Raw genomic sequence first — 20,844 nt, 5'->3', positions numbered from 1 at the left:
GAGGCATCCTCCCCTTTTTTTACGGATGAAAATGGCGCCACAGACTGGCAACTTCTCCTGGGTGGGAAATAAAACGATAGCGGGCAGGATCGGCAACAACCTGCGGGTAAGCAGGTTCAGGAGTGATGCCAAACTCGATATACTGCCGTGGCGTCACGACCTGTAGCTCTCCGGGAAACCAGGCGTCGTTATGCTGCCAGACAATCTCCTGCCCCTGGAGTCGCGGATACCAGGCCAGCCCCCGGTGAGCCCTCACCTCCTCATAGTCAAAGCCATACTCGCGGTCGCACCACGCGCCAAAGGTGAGCGGCTCCTCCGGGCAGGCAGAGATGGTGGCATGTCCCCAACCAGGCGGCACCAGGACTTTCTCTCCGGGTCCGGCCATCACCGCAAAGCAGCGCCCGGGATCGTCCGCGACATATTCCTGCATGTAGATAATCGCTCTCCCCTGCCAGATCTCATACAGCTCCGGCGGTGACCAGCCGCTATGCCGACTGATGCAGTGAACATGACCCTGGCTACGAATGGGCTCTTCGCCAAGGCGACCGGTCGCATAAGTGACGATACCGAACAGTAACCTGTGCTGCTCCAGCACCTCACGATCCTGGGTTTGCGCCACATCCATCGCGATGGCATACACCTCTTCCGGCCCGTCGCAGTCGGGATCTCTCAGGGATGGACGGATCTGATCGAGCCGACGAACTTCCGGCACCGGTCCAATCACATTTTCACCATAGCTAAAACCCAGAGGCTGGTGATGAACGGCCACGCTCAGTCCCCAGGGATAACACGTTTCCACCATGACAGGCTCCTTTCACTGAGAGTGATAACAGCGTAAGCTCTCTGATTACGGCTAAGGCCGAAACTGCGTCATGATTCCTCCTTATATGGATCCTGCTTCTGGCATAAGGCTTCCACATATTCGGACTGCTTTAACACCCTGCGGGTAATTTTATCCCCATCGAGAAACGGCACCTCCGGACACCAGCGCGCTCCTCCTGACGTTACCACCTTTTTCCAGCGTAATGTCTCCATCCGCACATCGCCCGGATCCGTAGCACTCTGGATCATCGTTAATAAATGTTCACTGCTATCCAGCTCGCTACATATCTCCTCATCCCAGGGAAGCGGCGTCAGTTTGCCATTGCGCTCCTGCACCGGCCAGCTCACATGCCCATTTCTGTAACCGGGCACGATATAGCAATGGTAAGCCTTCCCCTTCACCCAGAGCGGCTGCATATAGCTACTGCCCTGTTCCACCAGCATGACATCATCGCCCTTCCAGCGGTACACATTCACCCCGTGACTACAGCAGCTACCACGCCAAAAACTGACAATATTCTGGTATTTTTCATCGATATCCGGAGCAGTGATCTCCTGAAATCCTGGTGGGGCATCAATAAATCGCTGCCCGTCATTAAGCCAGGTCTGGTATGGAATATTGGGGCCTGCCGGCAGATACTGCACCAGCATCAAATCGGGCCGCCCGTCAAAATTTACATCTTGCCAGTCAGGCAGATATATTTCACAGGTTCCCTGTGACTCTGTAGCCAGAGTCTGCAGTAGATGTCCGTCTTTATAGAGTTTAATCGCAGATACCAGGGGGATGTCCAGGCACCCTGACGACGCCTCCCGTTCTGGTAATGAGTCCGCTACCAGGTGAATCTCCAGACCGGGATCGTTTTCCGGTTTTACCTCTTTCAGCGCCACTTCGGCATGCTGCAAACGATCGGCCGAATTCCAGTTTCCATCCAGCACCAGGCCATTCTGTCCCTGTCTCAACCGCCAGAACCCTGTCAGCGGCATCTCAGCGCGACTGACATCATGTTCTTCAAGTTCTATGTCATCACCGTCAATGGTTCCTTTCAGACTCAAGGCATAACGCGTATGCGTACGACACGGCGCATAACAATAGCGGCCAGAAATGAACGAACCACGCCGTTCAAGACTGATCCTGACGTCTTTTCCTGCCACCTGTCCCTGAAAGTCTTTACTCCACACCGGAAACTCCACGGTCCCGGCTCCCCAAACTATCGGTGCCGCCAGAAGAACCACCACACCAAAAACGCTCGCTCCCTTCACCTGATATCTTCCCTTTTGAGTTATCCACATAGTGCCTTATGGTGCCATAGAAAGCACCTGAGCCACCCACTTCCGAAAACCGTCCACATCCAGCCCCAGCGCCACCCGGGCATTAGCGGGTTGTCCCAGTCGCCCTTCAATATCCACTACCGTGGTGCCCGCTGTCCATTCGCCCCGGGTTTCCACCGCCACAAAGCAATCACGCAGGTCAAACAACTGCGGTTGTACCAGCGCGGCGATGGCACACAGATCGTGCATGCGTAATCCGGTGGACATACTGCCGCTACGGTAGTGGCTAAAGATGGCATGCAGCATGGCGCCGGTACGATTCATTGTCGGTAGCTGAGCCAGAAAATCCGGCGCCAGTATCGCCTGGTTGGTGACATCCAGTCCGCACATCACAATATCCAGACCGCTGGCAAAGACCCTGGCGGCCGCTTCGGGATCGACGGCAATGTTAAATTCAGCGTTGGGCGTAAAGTTACCGCGACCCGCAGAGCCGCCCATGATGACCAGACGGTGAATTTTGGTCAGGATGTCCGGATACTGGGTCAGCAGCAGCGCGATATTGGTCAGCGGCCCGATGGCCACCAGCGTCATCGGCTGCTGGCTTGCCATCAGGCAGTCATGGATGGCCTGAAAGGCCGGTACAGCCAGCGGCGTGCGATCGTGCGCCACAAAGTCGTAGCCCTCCATACCCGATACGCCATGTACCCCGGCGGCATCACGCGCCGGGCGCGCCAGCGGCGTTGCCGCTCCGCGAGCCACCGGTACATCCGCCTGCCAGAAATGGGTCAACTGCAGCGCATTACGGGTGGTTTTATCCACCCCGACATTACCTGACACGGTGGTGATCAGTTGCAGATCCAGTTGAGGCTCAAAGAGCGCGGCGGCAAGCGCGACTGCGTCATCGATGCCGGGATCGGTATCGAGAATTATCGGGATGCGTTTCATCGGCTTCTCCATAAAAAAATGCCAGACGGTTTATCCATCTGGCATTCTCGCATACTGAGGATGAAGCGCATGAACCGGGATTGCGGCCCCGATCACAGCACTGAATTATGCTTCGTGCACATCCAGCCGCAGCTCGCGCGGCACTTCGAAGAAGATGTTCTCTTCCCGGCCGGTCAGCTCAAGCACATCGCCGCCGCCCAGCGCTTTCAGGCGCGCCAGCACATTCTGTACCAGCACATCCGGCGCTGAAGCGCCAGCAGTAACGCCCACGCACTCAATACCGGCCAGCCAGGCGTCCTGAATGTCGTCGGCATCGTCGATCAGCCATGCCGGTTTCCCCATGCGTCTGGCCAGTTCCGCCAGGCGATTAGAGTTAGAGGAATTCTTCGATCCCACCACTAACACGGCATCGGCCTGACTCGCCAGTTCGCGCACCGCCTGCTGACGGTTGGTGGTGGCGTAGCAGATATCGTCCTTACGCGGTCCGACAATCTTCGGGAATCGCTCACGCAGCGCATCGATCACTTCGGAAGTGTCATCCACCGACAGCGTGGTCTGGGTCATAAACGACAGCTTGCCTTCGTCTTTGATCTCAAGCGTCCAGACATCATCCGGTGATTCCACCAGGTACATGCCCCCTTTCGGGTTACTGTACTGCCCCATGGTGCCTTCCACTTCCGGATGACCGGCGTGGCCGATCAAAATCGACTCTTCACCGCGACGGCTGGCGCGCGCCACTTCCATATGGACCTTGGTCACCAACGGGCAGGTGGCATCAAAGATGGTCAGATCGCGGCTCTTCGCTTCGTTGCGTACCGCCTGGGAAACGCCATGGGCCGAAAAGATAAGGATAGCGCCGTCCGGCACTTCGCTAATCTCTTCAATAAAGATAGCGCCGCGCTCGCGCAGGTCATCCACCACGTAGCGGTTATGCACCACTTCGTGACGCACGTACACCGGCGCGCCGTAAATCGCCAGCGCGTTCTCTACGATGCTGATAGCCCTGTCGACTCCGGCACAGAAGCCCCGGGGATTAGCCAGCAGAATCCGCATGTTGCCCCTCCAGCGCCGGATCGATTTCCAGCACCTCGATATCAAAATGGATGGTGCGCCCGGCAAGAGGGTGGTTGAAGTCCACGGTAATGGAGTCTCCGCTCACCTCCTGAATCACGCCAGGCATCTCGCTGCCGTCCATTGCGGTAAAGAGCATAATGGTGCCGGTTTCCGGCTCCCCGGCATCGATAAACTCGCGCCGGGAAAAATACTGAATCAGATCCGGACTGGGGACGCCAAACGCCTCTTCCGGTTGCAGCGAAAACGCATGTTTAGCCCCTGGTTTCAGGCCCAGAAGATGACGCTCCAGCCCTTCGGAAAGGGAACCATCGCCCATCTGAAACAGCGCCGGTTTACCGTTCGCCTGGGTCGACTCCGCCGTAGAGCCATCATCCAGCTTCAGCGTAAAGTGCACCAGCACTGCGCTGTCGCTTTGTACAGAGTCCGCCATTAGCTCCCCTTGTTGTTGGCCGCCTTCTTCTTATCGGAAGGAGCAATAAAACTTTCCAGCACGATGAGTGCGGCGCCGATACAGATCGCCATATCGGCAATGTTAAAGGTGGCAAAATGCCAGTCGCCGACATAGAAGTCGATCATATCGACCACAAAGCCATGCACCATGCGGTCAAACAGGTTGCCCAACGCCCCGCCAATAATTAAAGCATAGGCGATATTGTTGAGCTTCTGGCTGGCTGCAGAGCGGTACATCAGCGCCAGCAGCACCACGGCAATACCAATAGCGATGCCGGCAAAGAACCAGCGCTGCCAGCCCCCTTTATCCGCCAGGAAGCTGAATGCCGCGCCCGGGTTGTGGGCGTAGTGCAGGTTCAGAAACGGAATCAGCGGCCGGGTTTCAAACAGCTGGAAATTATCCATTACCCACTGTTTGACGCCCAGATCCACGACCAGAACCAGGAGCGCCAGCCACAGCCAGCGCAGTCCCGTTGAAAGTATTGGTTTACTCATCAGGCAAACTTACGTTGTTCACCGTCGCCGGCGACGTTGCTGACACAGCGTCCGCAGATCTCTGCGTGGTCCGCCACCTTGCCAATATCGGTCGTGTAGTGCCAGCAACGCGGGCACTTCTCGCCGATGGCTTTACTCAGACCCACTTTCAGGCCCTTAATTAGTTCGCTCTGCGTGGCTTCTTCGCCCGCTGCGGCATAATCCGCGACTTCAGCGCCGGAGGTCAACAGGACAAATCGCAGTTCTTCGCCAAGGGAACGCAGCTTCGTGGCCAGTTCCGGTTCAGCATACAGCGTGACCGCCGCTTCCAGCGAACCGCCCACGCGCTTGTCGGCACGGGCCTGCTCAATGACCTTGTTCACCTCGCCGCGCACCTGCAGCAGGTCGGCCCAGAAGGCGTCGTTCATCGGCTCGTTTTCCGAAAGCGTAAACAGCCCTTCGTACCATTCACCGGTGAACACGTACTTATCGCGGGCGCCCGGCAGATGGCCCCACAGCTCATCAGCCGTGAAGGAAAGGATCGGCGCCATCCAGCGCACCAGCGCTTCAACGATATGATAAAGCGCCGTCTGGCAGCTGCGGCGCGCGACACTGTCCGCCTTCGCGGTGTACTGGCGATCCTTAATGATATCCAGATAGAAAGAGCCCATCTCGATAGAGCAGAAACGCATCAGGCGCTGTACCACTTCATGGAAGTCGTACGCTTCATAAGCTTTGAGGATATCGGCCTGAGCCGCGCGGGCACAACCCACCGCCCAGCGATCCAGCACCACCATCTCTTCCGGTTTCACCATATCCTTCGCGGGATCGAAACCGTTCAGGTTGGCCAGCAGGAAGCGAGCGGTGTTACGGATACGACGATAGCTGTCGGCTGCGCGCTTCAGAATTTCGTCGGAAACCGCCATTTCGCCGGTGTAATCGGTGGAAGCCACCCACAGGCGCAGAATATCGGCGCCCAGTTTGTTCATCACATCCTGCGGGCTGACAGTGTTGCCGATGGACTTGGACATCTTGCGCCCCTGCCCATCTACGGTGAAGCCGTGCGTCAGTACCTGACGATAAGGCGCTTTGCCCTTCATCGCGGTCGAGATCATCAGCGAAGACATGAACCAACCGCGGTGCTGGTCGGAGCCTTCCAGATACATATCGGCAGCGTGACCGGCGAATTCCGGACGCACATCCACCACGGAAGCGTGGGTGGATCCGGAGTCAAACCAGACGTCCAGGGTATCCGGCACTTTCACGTAGTTATCAGCGTCATCGCCCATGATGTCGCGGGGATCGAGATCCCACCAGGCCTGAATGCCGTCCACTTCTACGCGCTTCGCCACCTCTTCCATCAGCTCCTGAGTGCGCGGATGCAGCTCTTCGGTCTCTTTATGCACGAACAGCGACATCGGTACGCCCCAGGTACGCTGGCGGGAGATACACCAGTCCGGGCGGTTAGCGACCATAGATTCGATACGTGCCTGACCCCAGTCTGGGATCCACTGAACGCCCTTGATCTCTTCCAGGGATTTTTTGCGCAACCCGTTCTGATCCATGCTGACAAACCACTGCGGCGTGGCGCGGAAGATGATCGGCGTTTTATGACGCCAGCAGTGCGGATAGCTGTGCAGCAGTTTTTCCACGTGCAGCAGCGCGCCCTTTTCGCGCAGCAGCTCAACGATGGTGTCGTTGGCTTTAAAGACCTGCAGCCCATCCAGCGTCGGGTAAGTACCCGGCAGGAAGCAGCCGTCCGGACCAACCGGATTGGCGATTTCCAGACCGTATTTCTGACTGATGGTGTAGTCGTCCGGGCCGTGGCCGCCTGCGGTGTGTACCGCACCAGTACCGGCATCCAGCGTCACGTGGTCGCCCATAATGGCCGGAACGTCGAAGTCCAGGAACGGGTGCTTAAAGCGCATCAGTTCCAGATCGGCACCTTTTGCAGTGCCCAGGATCTGCCAGCCTTCAATGCCAGCGCTCTGCATCACGCTTTCTACCAGATCTTTCGCCAGAATCATCGCCTGACCTTCCGCCTGGACCAGCGCATATTCAAACTCCGGGTGCAGGGAGATTGCGCGGTCGGCGGGCAGCGTCCAGGGCGTGGTGGTCCAGATCACCAGAGAAACCGGCCCCTTTACCTCGTTCACGCCAAATTTCGCGGTAACCGCAGCGGCATCGGTCGCCTGGAAGGCCACGTAGATAGACGGCGAGGTTTTGTCGTAGTACTCCACCTCGGCTTCGGCCAGCGCCGAACGGCAGTCCACACACCAGTGTACCGGCTTGGCCCCTTTGTGCAGATGGCCGTTACCGATGATCTTACCCAACGCGCGAATGATGTTGGCTTCGGTTTTGAAGTCCATGGTCAGATAGGGATGACTCCAGTCGCCCAGAACCCCCAGGCGGATAAAGTCCTTACGCTGGCCTTCCACCTGTTCGGCGGCATACTTGCGGCAGGCGGCACGGAACTCAGCGGCAGACACTTTCTCACCTGGTTTGCCGATCAGCTGTTCAACCTTCAGTTCGATAGGCAAGCCGTGGCAGTCCCAACCCGGAACATACGGGGAGTCGTAACCGGAAAGCCCTTTGGACTTCACGATAATGTCTTTCAGAATCTTATTAACCGAGTGACCAATATGAATGTTGCCGTTCGCGTAGGGAGGGCCATCATGAAGAATGAAAGTTTTTTTGCCTTTTTTCGCTTTGCGGATGATGCCGTACAGATCGTCATCGGTCCAACGCGCCAGCATGCCCGGTTCGCGCTTAGCGAGATCGCCGCGCATCGGGAACCCTGTTTCCGGCAAATTCAGGGTGGATTTAAAGTCACTCATCAGATTCTCGGTTCCGTATTTCGGTTTGGTTAATGCTTTATCAGATGCCAGGCGCGGCAATTATTGCGGCAGCGCCAGCCCGAAGAATTCCCGGGCCGTCATCTCGTCTCTGGCGATCTGCGCTTTCAACGCATCCAGCGAAGTAAAACGCTGCTCGTTGCGGATTTTGCTACGCATAATTACTTCAATATGTCGCCCGTACAGATCCAGTGTAACGTCCAGCAGATGGACCTCCAGCTGCTGGCGTGTCCCTTCTACCGTAGGGCGGGTGCCGATATTGGCAACGCCGAATAGCGGCGTTTCTGCGGCGCCCAGTACCTCGACGGCATAAACGCCTTTGACCGGCGACACCTGGCGACGCAGCGGCAGGTTCGCCGTAGGAAAACCGATAGTGCGCCCCAGCTCATCGCCATGCACCACGCGCCCGGAAATAGAAAATGGGCGTCCCAACAGGCTTTCCACCAGCGTTAAATCATCATTCGCCAGCGCCTGACGCACCGCGGTACTGCTGATACGCACGCCGCCTTCGCAGAAGGTATGGGTGCTGACGACGTTAAAACCGTACTCTTGTCCGGCTTTCTGTAATAATAAGAAATCGCCCTTGCGACCAGCGCCAAAGCGGAAATCATCCCCCACTGCCAGGTAGCGAACTCCCAGACTACCGACCAACAGCTCTTTCACGAAGCTTTCGGCAGTCAACGCCGCGAATCGACGATCGAAACGCACGCAGAGAACGTAGTCCACGCCGCATTCAGCAAGGTAACGCACTTTTTCCCGCAGACGCGTCAGGCGCGCAGGAGCTTCATTGCCTGCAAACAGCTCAAGGGGCTGGGGCTCAAAGATCATCACAATCACCGGCAACTGGCGACGACGCCCCTCTTCGACCAGCCCCTGTAGCAGGGACTGATGACCACGATGCACGCCGTCAAAATTACCAATGGTCAACACGCAACCGTGATGGCTGGCGTTGATATTATGTATGCCGCGTATCAGCTTCATGACAGGCTCAAAACAGTGGAAATCGGCGGATTATACCTTGTACAGCCGTTAAAATTAACCGGCGAATGGTTCGTTATAGCATAAAGCGGCAATGATTTTTCCTCTGTTGACGGCCCCCCGCACCAGCTTGCCGCGAGACGCGTCAATTTTGTCGCTGAAAGACTGTATTCACGCGCGGCAAGCTGGTAGAATCTTGCGCCATCATTACGTAACCGGTGCCGCTTGCTTTAACGGCGCTTATTTGCACAAATCCATTGACAAAAGAAGGCTAAACGGGCATATTCCTCGGCCTTTGAATTGTCCACATATGATTATTTGGGAGTTGGACCTTGGCTAATATCAAATCAGCTAAGAAACGCGCCGTACAGTCTGAGAAGCGCCGCAAGCACAACGCTAGCCGTCGCTCCATGATGCGTACCTACATCAAGAAGGTATACGCGGCGATTGCAGCAGGCGACAAAGAAGCTGCTCAGAAAGCATTTAACGAAATGCAACCGATCGTGGATCGTCAGGCCGGTAAGGGTCTGATCCACAAAAACAAAGCAGCGCGTCATAAGTCTAACCTGGTCGCGCAGATCAGCAAGATGGCCTAATCGCCTTCTTCGCTGTTGCTTGATAAAAAAACCCGCCGATGCGGGTTTTTTTATGTCCTGAATCAGCGTATAGGGTTGGCGAACAGCGCCGAATAATCCCGGTTGCAGATACGCTGTACCGCCGGATGTTGAATCATACGCTCGGCGAAAATCACGTGGTACTCCTCCATCACGTTATCCATCCGCCCTATCTCCACAATCTCTTCATCGCGGTAGAAGTCGTAAGCGTAAAGGGTCGGCGCCACAAAGATCGCATTATGCGCAGCGCCAAAGGCTTTCATCAGCGCCGCATCGTCAAACTCACCAAGGATCTGTACCTTTAAATCCTGCGCGTTGATCCAGTTCAGTAGCTTACGCCCCAGCATGGAACGGCGCCCGGGAATCAACAAACTGCGTTCCTCCAGACAGGCGGGAAACGGTTTCCCCGGCAGCGGCGCCTGGCTCCAGAAGCTCACGCCACATTCACCAATCTTCACCGAAAACAGCCCCTCCTGCTGGGATGAATCGACAGGACAGTCAGAAAGGATCATGTCCAGCTTATGCTGGCTGAGCTGCTCCAGCAGCAATTCGTGGGTAGACTCGAAACAGCGCAACCGAATCTGGCTGTCCTCTTCCACCGCCGCATCCAGTACGCCGCTGACCAGCCGTTTGGAAAGCGCATCCGCGACCCCAACGTCAAACAGCAAATGAGACTCTTTGCGGTAGTTGACGATATCCAGCATCTCCTGGCTCAGGGTGAACATCCGGTCCGCATAGCGGAACACCAGCTGACCCAGTTCAGAAGGCTCCAGACCTCGCCCCTTGCGCTTGAACAGCTTGCCCTGCAGACGCTCTTCCAGCAGTTTAATCTGCCCGGTAATGGTTTGAGGCGTCAGATAGAGCACCTCGGCGGCCCCCACAACCGATCCCTCTTTGCAGACGTGCCAGAAATAGTACAGATGGTTGTAGTTTATATGGGGCATAAGCGTCACTCCGTGATGGAAATCCCTGCGGCCCCGTTACGGGGCCGCCTTATGTTAGTGCGTATGCTGTGCCTCACGCCCTGAGAGCCGCATTCTCAACATGATATATCCCAGTACTGCGGAGAGCATCGACCCCACCAGAATCCCCAGCTTCGCCCAGGTGATAAGCTCAGGATCGATATCGCCGAACGCCAGGGTCGCGATAAAGATCGACATGGTGAAGCCAATACCGCACAGCACACCCACCGCAACGATATCCCGACAGGTTGTCCCTTCCGGCAATGAAGCCAGCTTCAGCTTCAGGGCCACCCAGCAGAAGAGGCTGATACCAAGCGGCTTGCCTACCAGCAGACCAGCGATAATGCCCAGCGGTAGCAGAGAAGTCAGCCCGCCCAGGGTAACGCCCTGCAGCGGAACCCCGGCATTCGCGAAGGCGAACAGCGGCAGAATCAGGAACGAAACCCAGGGGTGTAGAATATGCTCCAGTTCCCGGGCCGGTGAATGCCCTTTCTCCGGCTTAAGCGGGATCAGGAAGCCGATAATCACCCCGGCAAGCGTTGCGTGAACGCCCGATTTTAGCACCGCGGTCCACAGCACCACCCCCACCAGCAGGTAGATTCCAATCCGTCTCACGTTAAACAGATTCAGCATCACCAACGCCACAATGGCGGCGGCAGCCACGCCCAGCGACAGTACCGACAGGTCACTGGTATAGAACAGCGCGATGATCACTATCGCGCCCAGGTCGTCGATAATCGCCAGCGCCATCAGGAAGATCTTCAGCGATGCCGGAACCCGGTTGCCCAACAGCGCCAGAATCCCTAACGCAAAAGCGATATCGGTCGCAGCCGGAATTGCCCAACCCTGGCGGGTAACGGGATCCTGCATATTGAACAACAGATAGATTACGGCCGGCACTACCATACCGCCAGCCGCCGCAATGATGGGGAAAACAGCCTGACGGCGGCTGGCCAGCGAGCCGGACACCAGTTCGCGTTTAACTTCCAGGCCAATCATCAGGAAGAAGCAGGCCATCAGGGCGTCGTTGATCCACAGCAGCATGTTTTTGTGGATCTCCAGGCTGCCCAACTTTAGCTCAACCGGCATATTGAGGAAGGAGAAATACTCCGCCTGAGTGGTGGACATATTGGCCAGAAGCATCGCCAGTGCGGCAGTAATAATCAGCAACACGCCACCTGAAGCATCGCTGCTGAAGAAGCGTTGTAATTGTTTCATTATTCGCTGTCTCATCAAGTAAAACCGAAGTGACAACTATCATAGGACAGAATAAATATTCGCTAAAAGCAGGTTATTACTGCCGTAACACTCGGTTTTAACGATAAGTATAATGCAAGAAGAACGGACAATGGCCTTTTTACTGGGGTCATGATGCGATACCGGTGAGAAATCCGCAAAATAATAACCACACGGAAAAACCTGTTATTCAGAACTGTAACGCAAGGCAGGTGTAAAAAAACCTTAAGGGACCGGCAGTCCCTTAAGGTTCTATCTGGCGAATGCCCCGACGTTAGCGGGTCAGATCGTCAAAGAACTTTTTCACGCCGTCGAAGAAACTTTTGGAGCGCGGGCTGTTTTTCTCGCCGGTCGGGCCGCCAAAGCTTTCCTGCAGCTCATTAAGCAACTGCTTCTGCCTCTCGTTCAGGTTGACCGGGGTTTCAACCACAACCCGGCACAGCAGGTCCCCCTGCGCGCCGCCGCGTACCGATTTCACGCCTTTACCGCGCATGCGGAACAGCTTACCGGTCTGAGTTTCACCCGGCACCTTCAGATTCACACGGCCATCCAGGGTCGGAACTTCAATCTCGCCGCCCAGTGCCGCCATCGTAAAGTTGATCGGTACTTCGCAGTACAGATTATTCCCTTCACGTTCAAAGATCGGATGCGGTTTAACCTGCACCTGAACGTAGAGATCTCCTGCCGGTGCGCCATGCTCACCCGCTTCACCCTCGCCCGCCAGGCGGATGCGATCGCCAGTGTCCACCCCAGCCGGAATTTTCACTGACAGCGTTTTGCTCTTCTCGACGCGACCATGGCCGTGACATTTGGTGCAAGGGTCGGTAATCAGCGTACCGCGGCCCTGACAGTGTGGACAGGTCTGCTGTACGGTAAAGAAGCCCTGACGCATCTGCACCTGGCCGGCACCGTGACAGGTGGGACAGGTCTGCGGCTTGGAGCCTGCCTTCGCGCCGCTGCCATGGCACAGGTCGCACTCTTCCAGAGTCGGGATACGGATCTCTTTGGTCACGCCGCGTACCGCTTCTTCCAGCGACAGCTCCATGTTGTAGCGTAAATCGGCACCGCGAGCGGCACGGGTTCTGCGACCGCCGCCAAAGATATCGCCAAATACGTCGCCAAAGATATCGCTGAAGTCAGCTCCACCGCCGCCAAAGCCGCCACCGAAGCCGCCACCGCCCATTCCACCCTGTTCAAAGGCGGCATGGCCATACTGATCGTAGGCCGCACGCTTCTGGGCATCGGTCAGAATTTCGTAGGCTTCTTTGATCTCTTTAAACTTATCTTCGGCCTCTTTATTCCCGGGATTGCGGTCCGGGTGGAACTTCATGGCCAGGCGTTTATAGGCTTTTTTGATGTCGCGCTCTTCCGCATCTTTCGCGACGCCTAAAATCTCGTAGTAGTCTTTCTTCGCCATCTTTTTATCTGCCCTTATCCCCGAATAGATTCAGAAAACCTCCCGGGAATAGATGAATAAACGGGCGTGGAGGAAAAACCTCTACGCCCGTGCGAACAATCTTACCCACTCAAAGGGCGATTATTTTTTGTTTTCTTTAACTTCTTCGAACTCCGCGTCTACCACGTCGTCGTTCTTGTCAGCACCGGCTTCTGCACCAGGCTGTGCCTGCTGCTGTGCATTCTGCTGAGCGATTTCAACCAGTTTGGCTGAAGCCTGCGCCAGCTCCTGCATCTTCGCTTCGATATCAGCTTTATCTTCACCTTTCAGGGAAGTTTCCAGCGCGCTCAGCGCAGATTCGATAGCGGTTTTGTCTTCCGCCGGCAGCTTGTCGCCCGCTTCTTCAACCTGTTTGCGGGTGCTGTGTACCAGGTGATCCGCCTGGTTGCGGGTCTGTACCAGCTCCTCAAACTTACGGTCAGATTCAGCGTTAGCTTCAGCTTCCTGCACCATCTTGTTGATCTCTTCCTCGTTCAGACCGGAAGAGGCCTTAATGGTGATCTTCTGCTCTTTACCGCTGTTTTTATCTTTCGCGGAAACGTGCAGAATACCGTCGGCGTCGATGTCGAAGGTGACTTCGATCTGCGGCATACCGCGCGGTGCCGGGTTAATGCCATCCAGGTTGAACTGACCCAGAGACTTGTTATCGCCCGCACGCTTACGCTCACCCTGCAGCACGTGAATGGTCACGGCGGCCTGGTTGTCCTCTGCGGTAGAGAAGACCTGGCTGTGCTTGGTCGGGATAGTGGTGTTCTTGTTGATAAGCGCAGTCATCACGCCGCCCATGGTTTCAATCCCAAGGGAGAGCGGAGTGACGTCCAGCAGCAGAACATCTTTCACTTCACCGGTCAGTACGCCGCCCTGTACCGCAGCGCCAATAGCCACGGCTTCGTCCGGGTTTACGTCTTTACGCGGATCTTTACCGAAGAATTCGGCAACTTTCTTCTGCACCATCGGCATACGGGTCTGACCGCCAACCAGGATAACGTCATGGATGTCGGAAACCGACAGCCCAGCGTCCTGCAGCGCGACTTTCAGCGGCTCGATAGAGCGGTTAACCAGATCTTCCACCAGGGATTCCAGTTTGGCACGGGTCACCTTGATGTTCATGTGTTTCGGACCGGTGGCGTCTGCGGTGATGTACGGCAGGTTCACGTCGGTCTGCTGGGCAGAAGAAAGTTCGATTTTCGCTTTTTCTGCCGCTTCTTTCAGGCGCTGCATCGCCAGCGGGTCATTACGCAGGTCGATGCCCTGATCTTTCTTAAACTCGTCAACCAGGTAGTTGATCAGACGGGTATCGAAGTCTTCACCACCCAGGTGGGTATCACCGTTGGTTGCCAGAACTTCAAAGGTTTTTTCGCCGTCAACGTCATCGATTTCGATGATGGAGATATCGAAGGTACCACCACCCAGGTCGTATACCGCGATAGTGCGGTTACCGGTCTGCTTGTCCAGACCGTAAGCCAGCGCAGCAGCGGTCGGTTCGTTGATGATACGTTTCACTTCCAAGCCCGCGATACGACCGGCGTCTTTGGTTGCCTGACGCTGCGCATCGTTAAAGTAGGCCGGTACGGTGATAACAGCTTCGGTCACCGGCTCGCCCAGGTAGTCCTCGGCGGTCTTTTTCATTTTCTTCAGCACTTCAGCAGAAATCTGCGGCGGTGCCATTTTCTGATCTTTAACTTCAATCCATGCGTCGCCGTTATCAGCGCCCACAATTTTGTACGGCATGATGGACACATCACGCTGGACTTCTTCGTCCTGGAAGCGACGGCCGATCAGACGCTTGATTGCAAACAGGGTGTTCTGCGGGTTCGTCACCGCCTGACGTTTAGCCGGCTGACCCACCAGAGTTTCACCATCCTGAGTATATGCAATGATAGAAGGCGTGGTGCGTTCACCTTCTGCGTTCTCGAGCACACGTGCCTGAGTGCCATCCATAATAGCTACACAAGAGTTGGTAGTACCCAGGTCGATACCAATAATTTTACCCATCTAAACGTCTCCACTAAAAATTCGTCATCTTTGATGATCGTGAACCTGTAATAAGGGCAAAATTGTCTCTTTCAACCGCCCGGATTCGCTTTTTTTTCAGATTCACTCTTCGTTGGTTGTCTACAAGATGGGGTCGTCCCGCTCGCCATCAAGGGGGAAGACAAAAAAAATTTCATTCTTACCCCTTTCGATCAAAGACGCAGCAAACAGAGCCCCTATATGATGCGCCGCCAGCCGCCGGAGAGTGGCTGTTTTGTTAATGATGATACTGAGGCTTTATGGAAACTGTAAAACTGGCTAACCCGGCTCCGCTGGGCCTGATGGGCTTTGGCATGACCACCATCCTGCTCAATCTGCATAATATTAATCTGTTCCCTCTCGACGGCATTATTCTGGCGATGGGGCTCTTTTATGGCGGTCTCGCGCAAATTATTGCCGGAGTGCTGGAATATAAAAAAGGAAATACCTTCGGTCTGACGGCGTTCACCTCTTACGGCTGCTTCTGGATGACGCTGGTCGCTATTCTGCTGATGCCGAAAATGGGGCTGGCTGAAGCGGCAAATAGCCAGTTTATGGGGGCCTGGCTCGGCCTGTGGGGTATTTTCACGCTGTTTATGTTCTTCGGCACCCTGGGAGGCAACCGCGCCCTGCAGTTCGTCTTCCTGAGCCTGACCGTGCTCTTCGCCCTGCTCGCCATCGGCCATCTGGCCGACAGCGCGCAGACGGTACGCATCGCCGGTTGGGTCGGCATTACCTGCGGCGCCAGCGCCTTCTGGACGGCGATGGCGGAAGTGCTTAATGAAAAAGCAGGCCGTACCCTGCTGCCGATTGGCGAACGTCACTAACGTTCCTGGCCCTCGCCTGACGGCGAGGGCCCTACCCTCACATCACCCGCTGGGTCTGCAAGTCACCGGTCACCTGCGGCGAACGCCAGAGCCAGAAACCGATAACCAGCCCCATCAATGCCAGAGCCAGTACATACCAGGCCGGCGCCAGCGGGGAGATCCCCATCATTAGCGTTACCGCAATCGGCGACAGCCCGCCAAAGACGGCATAGGACATGTTGTAAGAAAAAGAGAGCCCGGAAAAGCGCACCTCCGGCGGAAAGGCCCGCACCATGACAAAAGGAACGGCGCCCACTACACCGACGCTGAGGCCCACCAGGCCATAGAGCAGAAACAGCGACTCAGGATGACTCAGCATCAGGTGATAAAACAGCGCGCTGCACAGCGCCAGTACCAGGCTTCCCACCATGAAGGTCTTACCGGCGCCGAAGCGATCGGCAGCCAGCCCCGCCAGCAGACAGCCGCAACACAGCATAATGGTCGCCACGCTGTTAGCCTGCAGCGCCCGGGCTGGTGCGATAGCGGCCTGCTGCTGAAGCCAGGTCGGCGCCATCAGGATCACCACCACAATACCGGCCGACAGCAGCCAGGTAAGCAGCATAGAGACCATCACGGCTTTACGATGACGGGTGACGACCGCTCTCACCGGCAGTTCGCGCGCCAGCATTTTACGCTGTTGCAGCTCCACAAAGACCGGCGTCTCCTGTAACCAGCGCCGCAGATACATCGCCATTAGCCCGAAGATGCCACCGAGCAAAAACGGAATTCGCCAGCCCCAGCCTTGTACCGCATCGGGCGTTAACAGCGAATTCACCAGGGTCGCCACCAGTGAGCCCAGCAAAATCCCCAGCGTCAGCCCTGCGGTCAGAATGCCACAGGCCAGCCCGGTACGCCGCTCCGGCACATGCTCAGCCACAAAAACCCAGGCGCCCGGCACTTCGCCGCCGATAGCCGCCCCCTGTAGTAACCGCATGACCAGCAACAGCAGCGGCGCTGCGACGCCGAGCGTATCCCAGGTCGGCAGCAGGCCAATCGCCAGGGTCGGCAACGCCATCATCAGGATACTCAGGGTAAACATACGTTTACGGCCGCTGCGATCGCCAAAGTGCGCCATCACAATACCGCCGAGTGGGCGAATCAGATAACCGGCGGCAAAAATGCCGAAGGTCTGAACCTGGCGCAGCCATTCGGGAACGTCCGGCGGGAAGAACAGCGCCCCCACTACCGCTGCGAAAAAAACGAATATGATGAAATCGTAGAACTCCAGCGCCCCGCCAAGGGCAGCCAGCGCCAGCGTTTTATAGTCCTGGCGGTTGAGTGGTCGCGTGTCCTGAGCCATAGATAAACCGTCACCCCTCGAGTGTATCGAATAGTTTCCATTTAATTGTAAATATGGAGTTACTATAACGATAAAATCGCGCTGTGCCAGAGATATACGACTATCGATGATGTAAAAAAGCGAACTCAGCCGACATTTTCACGCCTGGCGCTTTTCGGACGAAAGGCGGCAACCACCTGGGCGTGAGTTTCGACATAAGGGCCTTCCAGCAACTGGATGCAGTACGGCACGCTGGCGAAGATACCCTGTACCAGCACGTTACCCGCATCGTCCCTCACCCCTTCCAGGGTTTCCTGAATCGCTTTCGGCTGACCGGGCAGGTTGAGGATCAGCGCCTGTTTACGAATCACACCCACCTGGCGCGACAGAATGGCCGTAGGGACAAAACGCAGACTCACCTGACGCATCTGCTCACCGAACCCCGGCATTTCCCGGTCGGCCACCGCCAGGGTTGCATCCGGCGTGACGTCACGTCGGGCAGGTCCGGTACCGCCAGTGGTCAATACCAGATGGCAGCCCATCTCGTCGACCAGTTCACACAGGGTTTGTTCAATAAGCTGACGTTCATCAGGGATCAGGCGTCGTTCCAGCTGGTACGGGGTGGCAAGCGCCTGCTCCAGCCAGCTTTCCAGAGCCGGAATGCCCTTATCCTGGTAGACGCCGCTGGAGGCCCGATCGGAAATAGAAACTAAGCCAATACGTAAGGTGTTCATAGCAAGTCCGTAAATCAGTGGTTCATACCCGAATCATACACTGTGAAGGGAATTGCAGACAGAAGGAGGTGAAAGCTCGGGGGGAGTGAGAACGTGGCCGGTTACCCGGCCACGGGGGAATTACAGCAGGTCGCTGACCATTTTTTCCAGTTTTTCCTGGTCAATGGCGAACTTGCGGATACCTTCCGCCAGTTTGTCGACCGCCATCGGATCCTGGTTATGGCTCCACAGGAATGCAGACTCGGTCATGCGCTCCGGACGCGCCTTCACGTCGCCCGCCCAGGCCAGTTTGCGTTCGATGGCGCCTTCGCTATCGGCCAGTTCTTTGAGCAGAGCCGGTGCAATGGTCAGACGGTCGCAGCCCGCCAGTTCCAGGATCTCGCCAACGTTACGGAAGCTGGCGCCCATCACCACGGTTTCATAACCGTGCTCTTTGTAATACTGGTAGATTTCACTCACTGATACCACGCCTGGATCTTCCGCAGGCGCATACTCTTTCTTGTCGGTATTAGCTTTGTACCAGTCGAGGATACGGCCAACGAACGGCGAGATCAGGTAAACGCCCGCTTCGGCGCAGGCACGCGCCTGAGCGAAGGAGAACAGCAGGGTCAGGTTACAGTTGATGCCCTCTTTTTCCAGCTGTTCAGCTGCGCGAATCCCCTGCCAGGTAGAGGCCAGTTTGATAAGGATGCGGTCGTTGCCGATACCGGCATCATTGTACATCTTGATCAGGCGCTTCGCCTTGGCGATGCTCGCTTCGGTATCGTAAGAGAGACGCGCATCAACCTCGGTAGAAATACGACCGGGGATCAGTTTCAGGATCTCAAGGCCGATGTTTACCGCCAGCTTGTCGGTAGCATCCACCACCTGCTGCGCACGATCGCTGCTCTGGCCGCGTGCCCATTCAACGGCATCGTCGATAAGCTTACGGTATTCAGGAATCTGAGCGGCATTGAGAATCAGTGAAGGGTTGGTTGTGGCATCCTGCGGCTGATACAGCTTCATCGCCGCGATGTCTCCGGTGTCAGCCACGACTGTGGTGTACTGACGCAGGGAGGTCAATTTATCCGTCATGATAGATTTCTCGTTAAAACTACTTGTTAGTGAGATGTAACCGGTCTCACTCGATAATATCACGCCCCTCTTTCGGTGCAACCGGAGTCACCCAGGAGTTACCCTCTGTGATAAACTCTAAGACTTATCACCACGACATGACGGACGGCCGAATCAGCGCGCGGCACGGAACGGCCAGGGCGCGGCATTAAAGGATATCAATGCACGATTTTCTGTTATTCATGAGCGACCTGATATGGGGCTCAATTCTTATCTATCTGCTGGCTGGCGCGGGCATCTGGTTTACCTGGCACACCGGTTATATCCAGTTTCGTCATTTGCGCATGTTTTGCCCCCTGCTCAGACGAGGTATCACGCCACCGCGAGACGGTCTTAGCGCACTTCAGGCGCTGCTTATCAGCCTTGCGGCGCGGGTCGGCGTCGGCAGTCTGTCCGGCGTAGCAATAGCGCTGGCCGCTGGCGGGCCCGGCGCCATCTTCTGGATGTGGGTCACCGGCATTATCGGTATGGGGATCTCCTTTGCCGAATGTACTCTGGCGCAGCTTTATAAAACCCGTAACGACCGCGGACAGTTTCAGGGCGGCCCCGCCTGGTACATGACCCGGGGCCTGGGTATGCGCTGGATGGGCAGCCTGTTCGCCGTCATGCTGATTGTCGCCTTTGGCTTTATCGCTAACTATCTTCAGGCTTCCGCCATTTCCCGGGCGCTGCATCAAACCTTTAATATTTCCCCGCTGGCGATTAGCATCACGCTATTCGTCCTGTGCGCGCTGGCCATTCGCCGCGGCATTCAGGGCGTCGCCGCCATTGCGCTGTGGCTGGTGCCGATAATGAGCCTGTGCTGGCTACTGCCGGGCCTGGGGCTAATGCTATGGCATATCGACCAGATACCTTCGGTCCTTGGACTGGTGCTGCGCGGCGCCTTCGGCTGGCACGAAGTTGCCGCCGGTACACTCGGCTATACCCTGAGCCAGGCATTAAGCCAGGGATTTCAGCACGGGATGTTCTCTAACGAAGCGGGGGTGGGTTCAACGCCTAATGTCGCGGCGGCGGCGGTTTCCTGGCCTCCTCATCCGGCGGCCCAGGGGCTGGTACAGATGGTTGGCGTGGCCTTCGATACGCTGGTGTTGTGCAGTATCACAGCCATGGTCATCCTGCTTTCCGGCGTGCTCGACATCCCCGAGCTACAAAGCAACGGCCTCTCGATTCTACGCCTGGCGATGGCCTCATTGGTGGGACAGTGGGGTAGCACGCTGGTCACTCTGATTGTTGTGCTGTTTGCCTTCACCACAATTATCGCCAACGTCGTTTATGCCGAGAATAACCTGAACTTTATGCTGCGCCCAACGGCCAGCCGGCGCCTGCTCTTTCGGCTGAGCATACTGCTCACCGTTATTGCCGGCTGCCTGTTTTATATGCCGGGGGTCTGGCAACTGGCAACGATAATGACGGCTCTGATGGCGATCGTTAACCTGATTGCCATTCTGCTATTGTCGCCGGTGGTCCGGGAGTTGATCGGGGACTGGCGACGCCAGCGAGCGCTGGGTAAGATGCCGGTCTTTAATCCTGAACGCTTTCCGGAAATTCATAGCCAGCTGGAGCCCGGCGTCTGGGATAATGCGAAGCGCAGTACGCCATCGGCTTCCAATTACAACCATCGGCCATAACATCCGCCAGATTTGCTACAGTAGTCCGGGCTGAATTCCGTATGGTCCGCCAGAACCTGAATCAACCTCGCAAGGA

18 protein-coding genes are annotated in these 20,844 nt (G+C 56.4%); 3 read left to right on the top strand and 15 right to left on the bottom strand.

Features of this window, described 5'->3' with window-relative positions:
* Window positions 1-19: 19 nt before the first annotated feature.
* From SCU88_RS03865 to ribF, 8 genes are all read right to left on the bottom strand, one after another.
* Complete coding sequence (locus tag SCU88_RS03865) at window positions 20-802, bottom strand: glucose-6-phosphate isomerase family protein (RefSeq protein ID WP_175340333.1); 783 nt, start codon at window positions 800-802, stop codon at window positions 20-22.
* Window positions 803-870: 68 nt separating this feature from the next.
* Window positions 871-2,112 carry an XAC2610-related protein gene (locus SCU88_RS03860; protein WP_175340334.1) on the bottom strand — a complete coding sequence of 414 codons (1,242 nt, stop codon included), beginning with the start codon at window positions 2,110-2,112 and terminating at the stop codon, window positions 871-873.
* A gap of 6 nt (window positions 2,113-2,118) precedes the next feature.
* Window positions 2,119-3,036, bottom strand: a complete 918-nt coding sequence (gene rihC, locus SCU88_RS03855; protein ID WP_175340335.1) for a ribonucleoside hydrolase RihC — start codon at window positions 3,034-3,036, stop codon at window positions 2,119-2,121.
* 105 nt (window positions 3,037-3,141) lie between these two features.
* On the bottom strand, window positions 3,142-4,089 hold the full coding sequence (ispH, locus tag SCU88_RS03850) for a 4-hydroxy-3-methylbut-2-enyl diphosphate reductase (protein WP_138095699.1): 948 nt from the start codon (window positions 4,087-4,089) through the stop codon (window positions 3,142-3,144).
* Window positions 4,070-4,540 (bottom strand): FKBP-type peptidyl-prolyl cis-trans isomerase, encoded by a 471-nt coding sequence (gene fkpB / locus SCU88_RS03845; RefSeq protein ID WP_175340336.1) that lies wholly within the window; start codon window positions 4,538-4,540, stop codon window positions 4,070-4,072. Before fkpB ends, ispH begins: the two co-directional genes overlap by 20 nt.
* On the bottom strand, window positions 4,540-5,055 hold the full coding sequence (gene lspA / locus SCU88_RS03840; protein ID WP_175340337.1) for a signal peptidase II: 516 nt from the start codon (window positions 5,053-5,055) through the stop codon (window positions 4,540-4,542). The genes fkpB and lspA overlap by 1 nt, the downstream gene beginning before the upstream one ends.
* A complete protein-coding gene (gene ileS, locus SCU88_RS03835) occupies window positions 5,055-7,871 on the bottom strand; it encodes an isoleucine--tRNA ligase (RefSeq protein WP_175340338.1) in 2,817 nt (938 codons plus the stop codon). Before ileS ends, lspA begins: the two co-directional genes overlap by 1 nt.
* Window positions 7,872-7,931: 60 nt before the next feature.
* Entirely contained in the window at window positions 7,932-8,870 is a 939-nt protein-coding gene (gene ribF, locus SCU88_RS03830; RefSeq protein ID WP_175340339.1) for a bifunctional riboflavin kinase/FAD synthetase, read from the bottom strand.
* Between the two features lie 329 nt (window positions 8,871-9,199).
* Here ribF and rpsT point away from each other — a divergent pair, with 329 nt between their 5' ends.
* Entirely contained in the window at window positions 9,200-9,463 is a 264-nt protein-coding gene (rpsT, locus tag SCU88_RS03825) for a 30S ribosomal protein S20 (RefSeq protein WP_138095694.1), read from the top strand.
* A 62-nt stretch (window positions 9,464-9,525) separates the two neighbouring features.
* Here the strand turns inward: rpsT and nhaR are convergent, their stop codons facing one another.
* From nhaR to dnaK, 4 genes are all read right to left on the bottom strand, one after another.
* Window positions 9,526-10,425 (bottom strand): transcriptional activator NhaR, encoded by a 900-nt coding sequence (nhaR, locus tag SCU88_RS03820; RefSeq protein ID WP_138095693.1) that lies wholly within the window; start codon window positions 10,423-10,425, stop codon window positions 9,526-9,528.
* 54 nt (window positions 10,426-10,479) lie between these two features.
* Entirely contained in the window at window positions 10,480-11,661 is a 1,182-nt protein-coding gene (gene nhaA / locus SCU88_RS03815) for a Na+/H+ antiporter NhaA (protein WP_175340340.1), read from the bottom strand.
* A gap of 292 nt (window positions 11,662-11,953) precedes the next feature.
* Complete coding sequence (dnaJ, locus tag SCU88_RS03810; protein WP_175340341.1) at window positions 11,954-13,096, bottom strand: molecular chaperone DnaJ; 1,143 nt, start codon at window positions 13,094-13,096, stop codon at window positions 11,954-11,956.
* 120 nt (window positions 13,097-13,216) lie between these two features.
* The gene (dnaK, locus tag SCU88_RS03805) at window positions 13,217-15,130 is read right to left on the bottom strand and encodes a molecular chaperone DnaK (RefSeq protein ID WP_138095690.1); all 1,914 of its coding nucleotides are present in this window, start codon (window positions 15,128-15,130) and stop codon (window positions 13,217-13,219) included.
* A gap of 278 nt (window positions 15,131-15,408) precedes the next feature.
* Here dnaK and satP point away from each other — a divergent pair, with 278 nt between their 5' ends.
* Window positions 15,409-15,975 (top strand): acetate uptake transporter, encoded by a 567-nt coding sequence (satP, locus tag SCU88_RS03800; protein ID WP_138095689.1) that lies wholly within the window; start codon window positions 15,409-15,411, stop codon window positions 15,973-15,975.
* A 37-nt stretch (window positions 15,976-16,012) separates the two neighbouring features.
* Here the strand turns inward: satP and SCU88_RS03795 are convergent, their stop codons facing one another.
* The 3 genes from SCU88_RS03795 to tal form a co-directional block, all read right to left on the bottom strand.
* Window positions 16,013-17,314: an MFS transporter gene (locus SCU88_RS03795; protein WP_138095688.1), complete on the bottom strand. Its 1,302-nt coding sequence runs from the start codon at window positions 17,312-17,314 to the stop codon at window positions 16,013-16,015.
* Between the two features lie 125 nt (window positions 17,315-17,439).
* Window positions 17,440-18,027, bottom strand: coding sequence for a molybdopterin adenylyltransferase (mog, locus tag SCU88_RS03790; RefSeq protein WP_138095687.1), 588 nt, complete (start codon window positions 18,025-18,027; stop codon window positions 17,440-17,442).
* 120 nt (window positions 18,028-18,147) lie between these two features.
* Window positions 18,148-19,101, bottom strand: coding sequence for a transaldolase (gene tal, locus SCU88_RS03785; protein ID WP_138095686.1), 954 nt, complete (start codon window positions 19,099-19,101; stop codon window positions 18,148-18,150).
* Window positions 19,102-19,301: 200 nt separating this feature from the next.
* Here tal and SCU88_RS03780 point away from each other — a divergent pair, with 200 nt between their 5' ends.
* Window positions 19,302-20,768, top strand: a complete 1,467-nt coding sequence (locus tag SCU88_RS03780; RefSeq protein ID WP_175340342.1) for an amino acid carrier protein — start codon at window positions 19,302-19,304, stop codon at window positions 20,766-20,768.
* The last annotated feature ends 76 nt before the right edge of the window (window positions 20,769-20,844 follow it).

It is taken from the genome of Jejuibacter sp. L23 (assembly GCF_050815825.1).
Classification (GTDB): Bacteria; Pseudomonadota; Gammaproteobacteria; order Enterobacterales; family Enterobacteriaceae; genus Jejubacter; species Jejubacter calystegiae.
The sequence above is the reverse complement of the archived record's forward strand: the minus strand, read 5'-3'. Positions and strand labels throughout refer to the sequence as shown.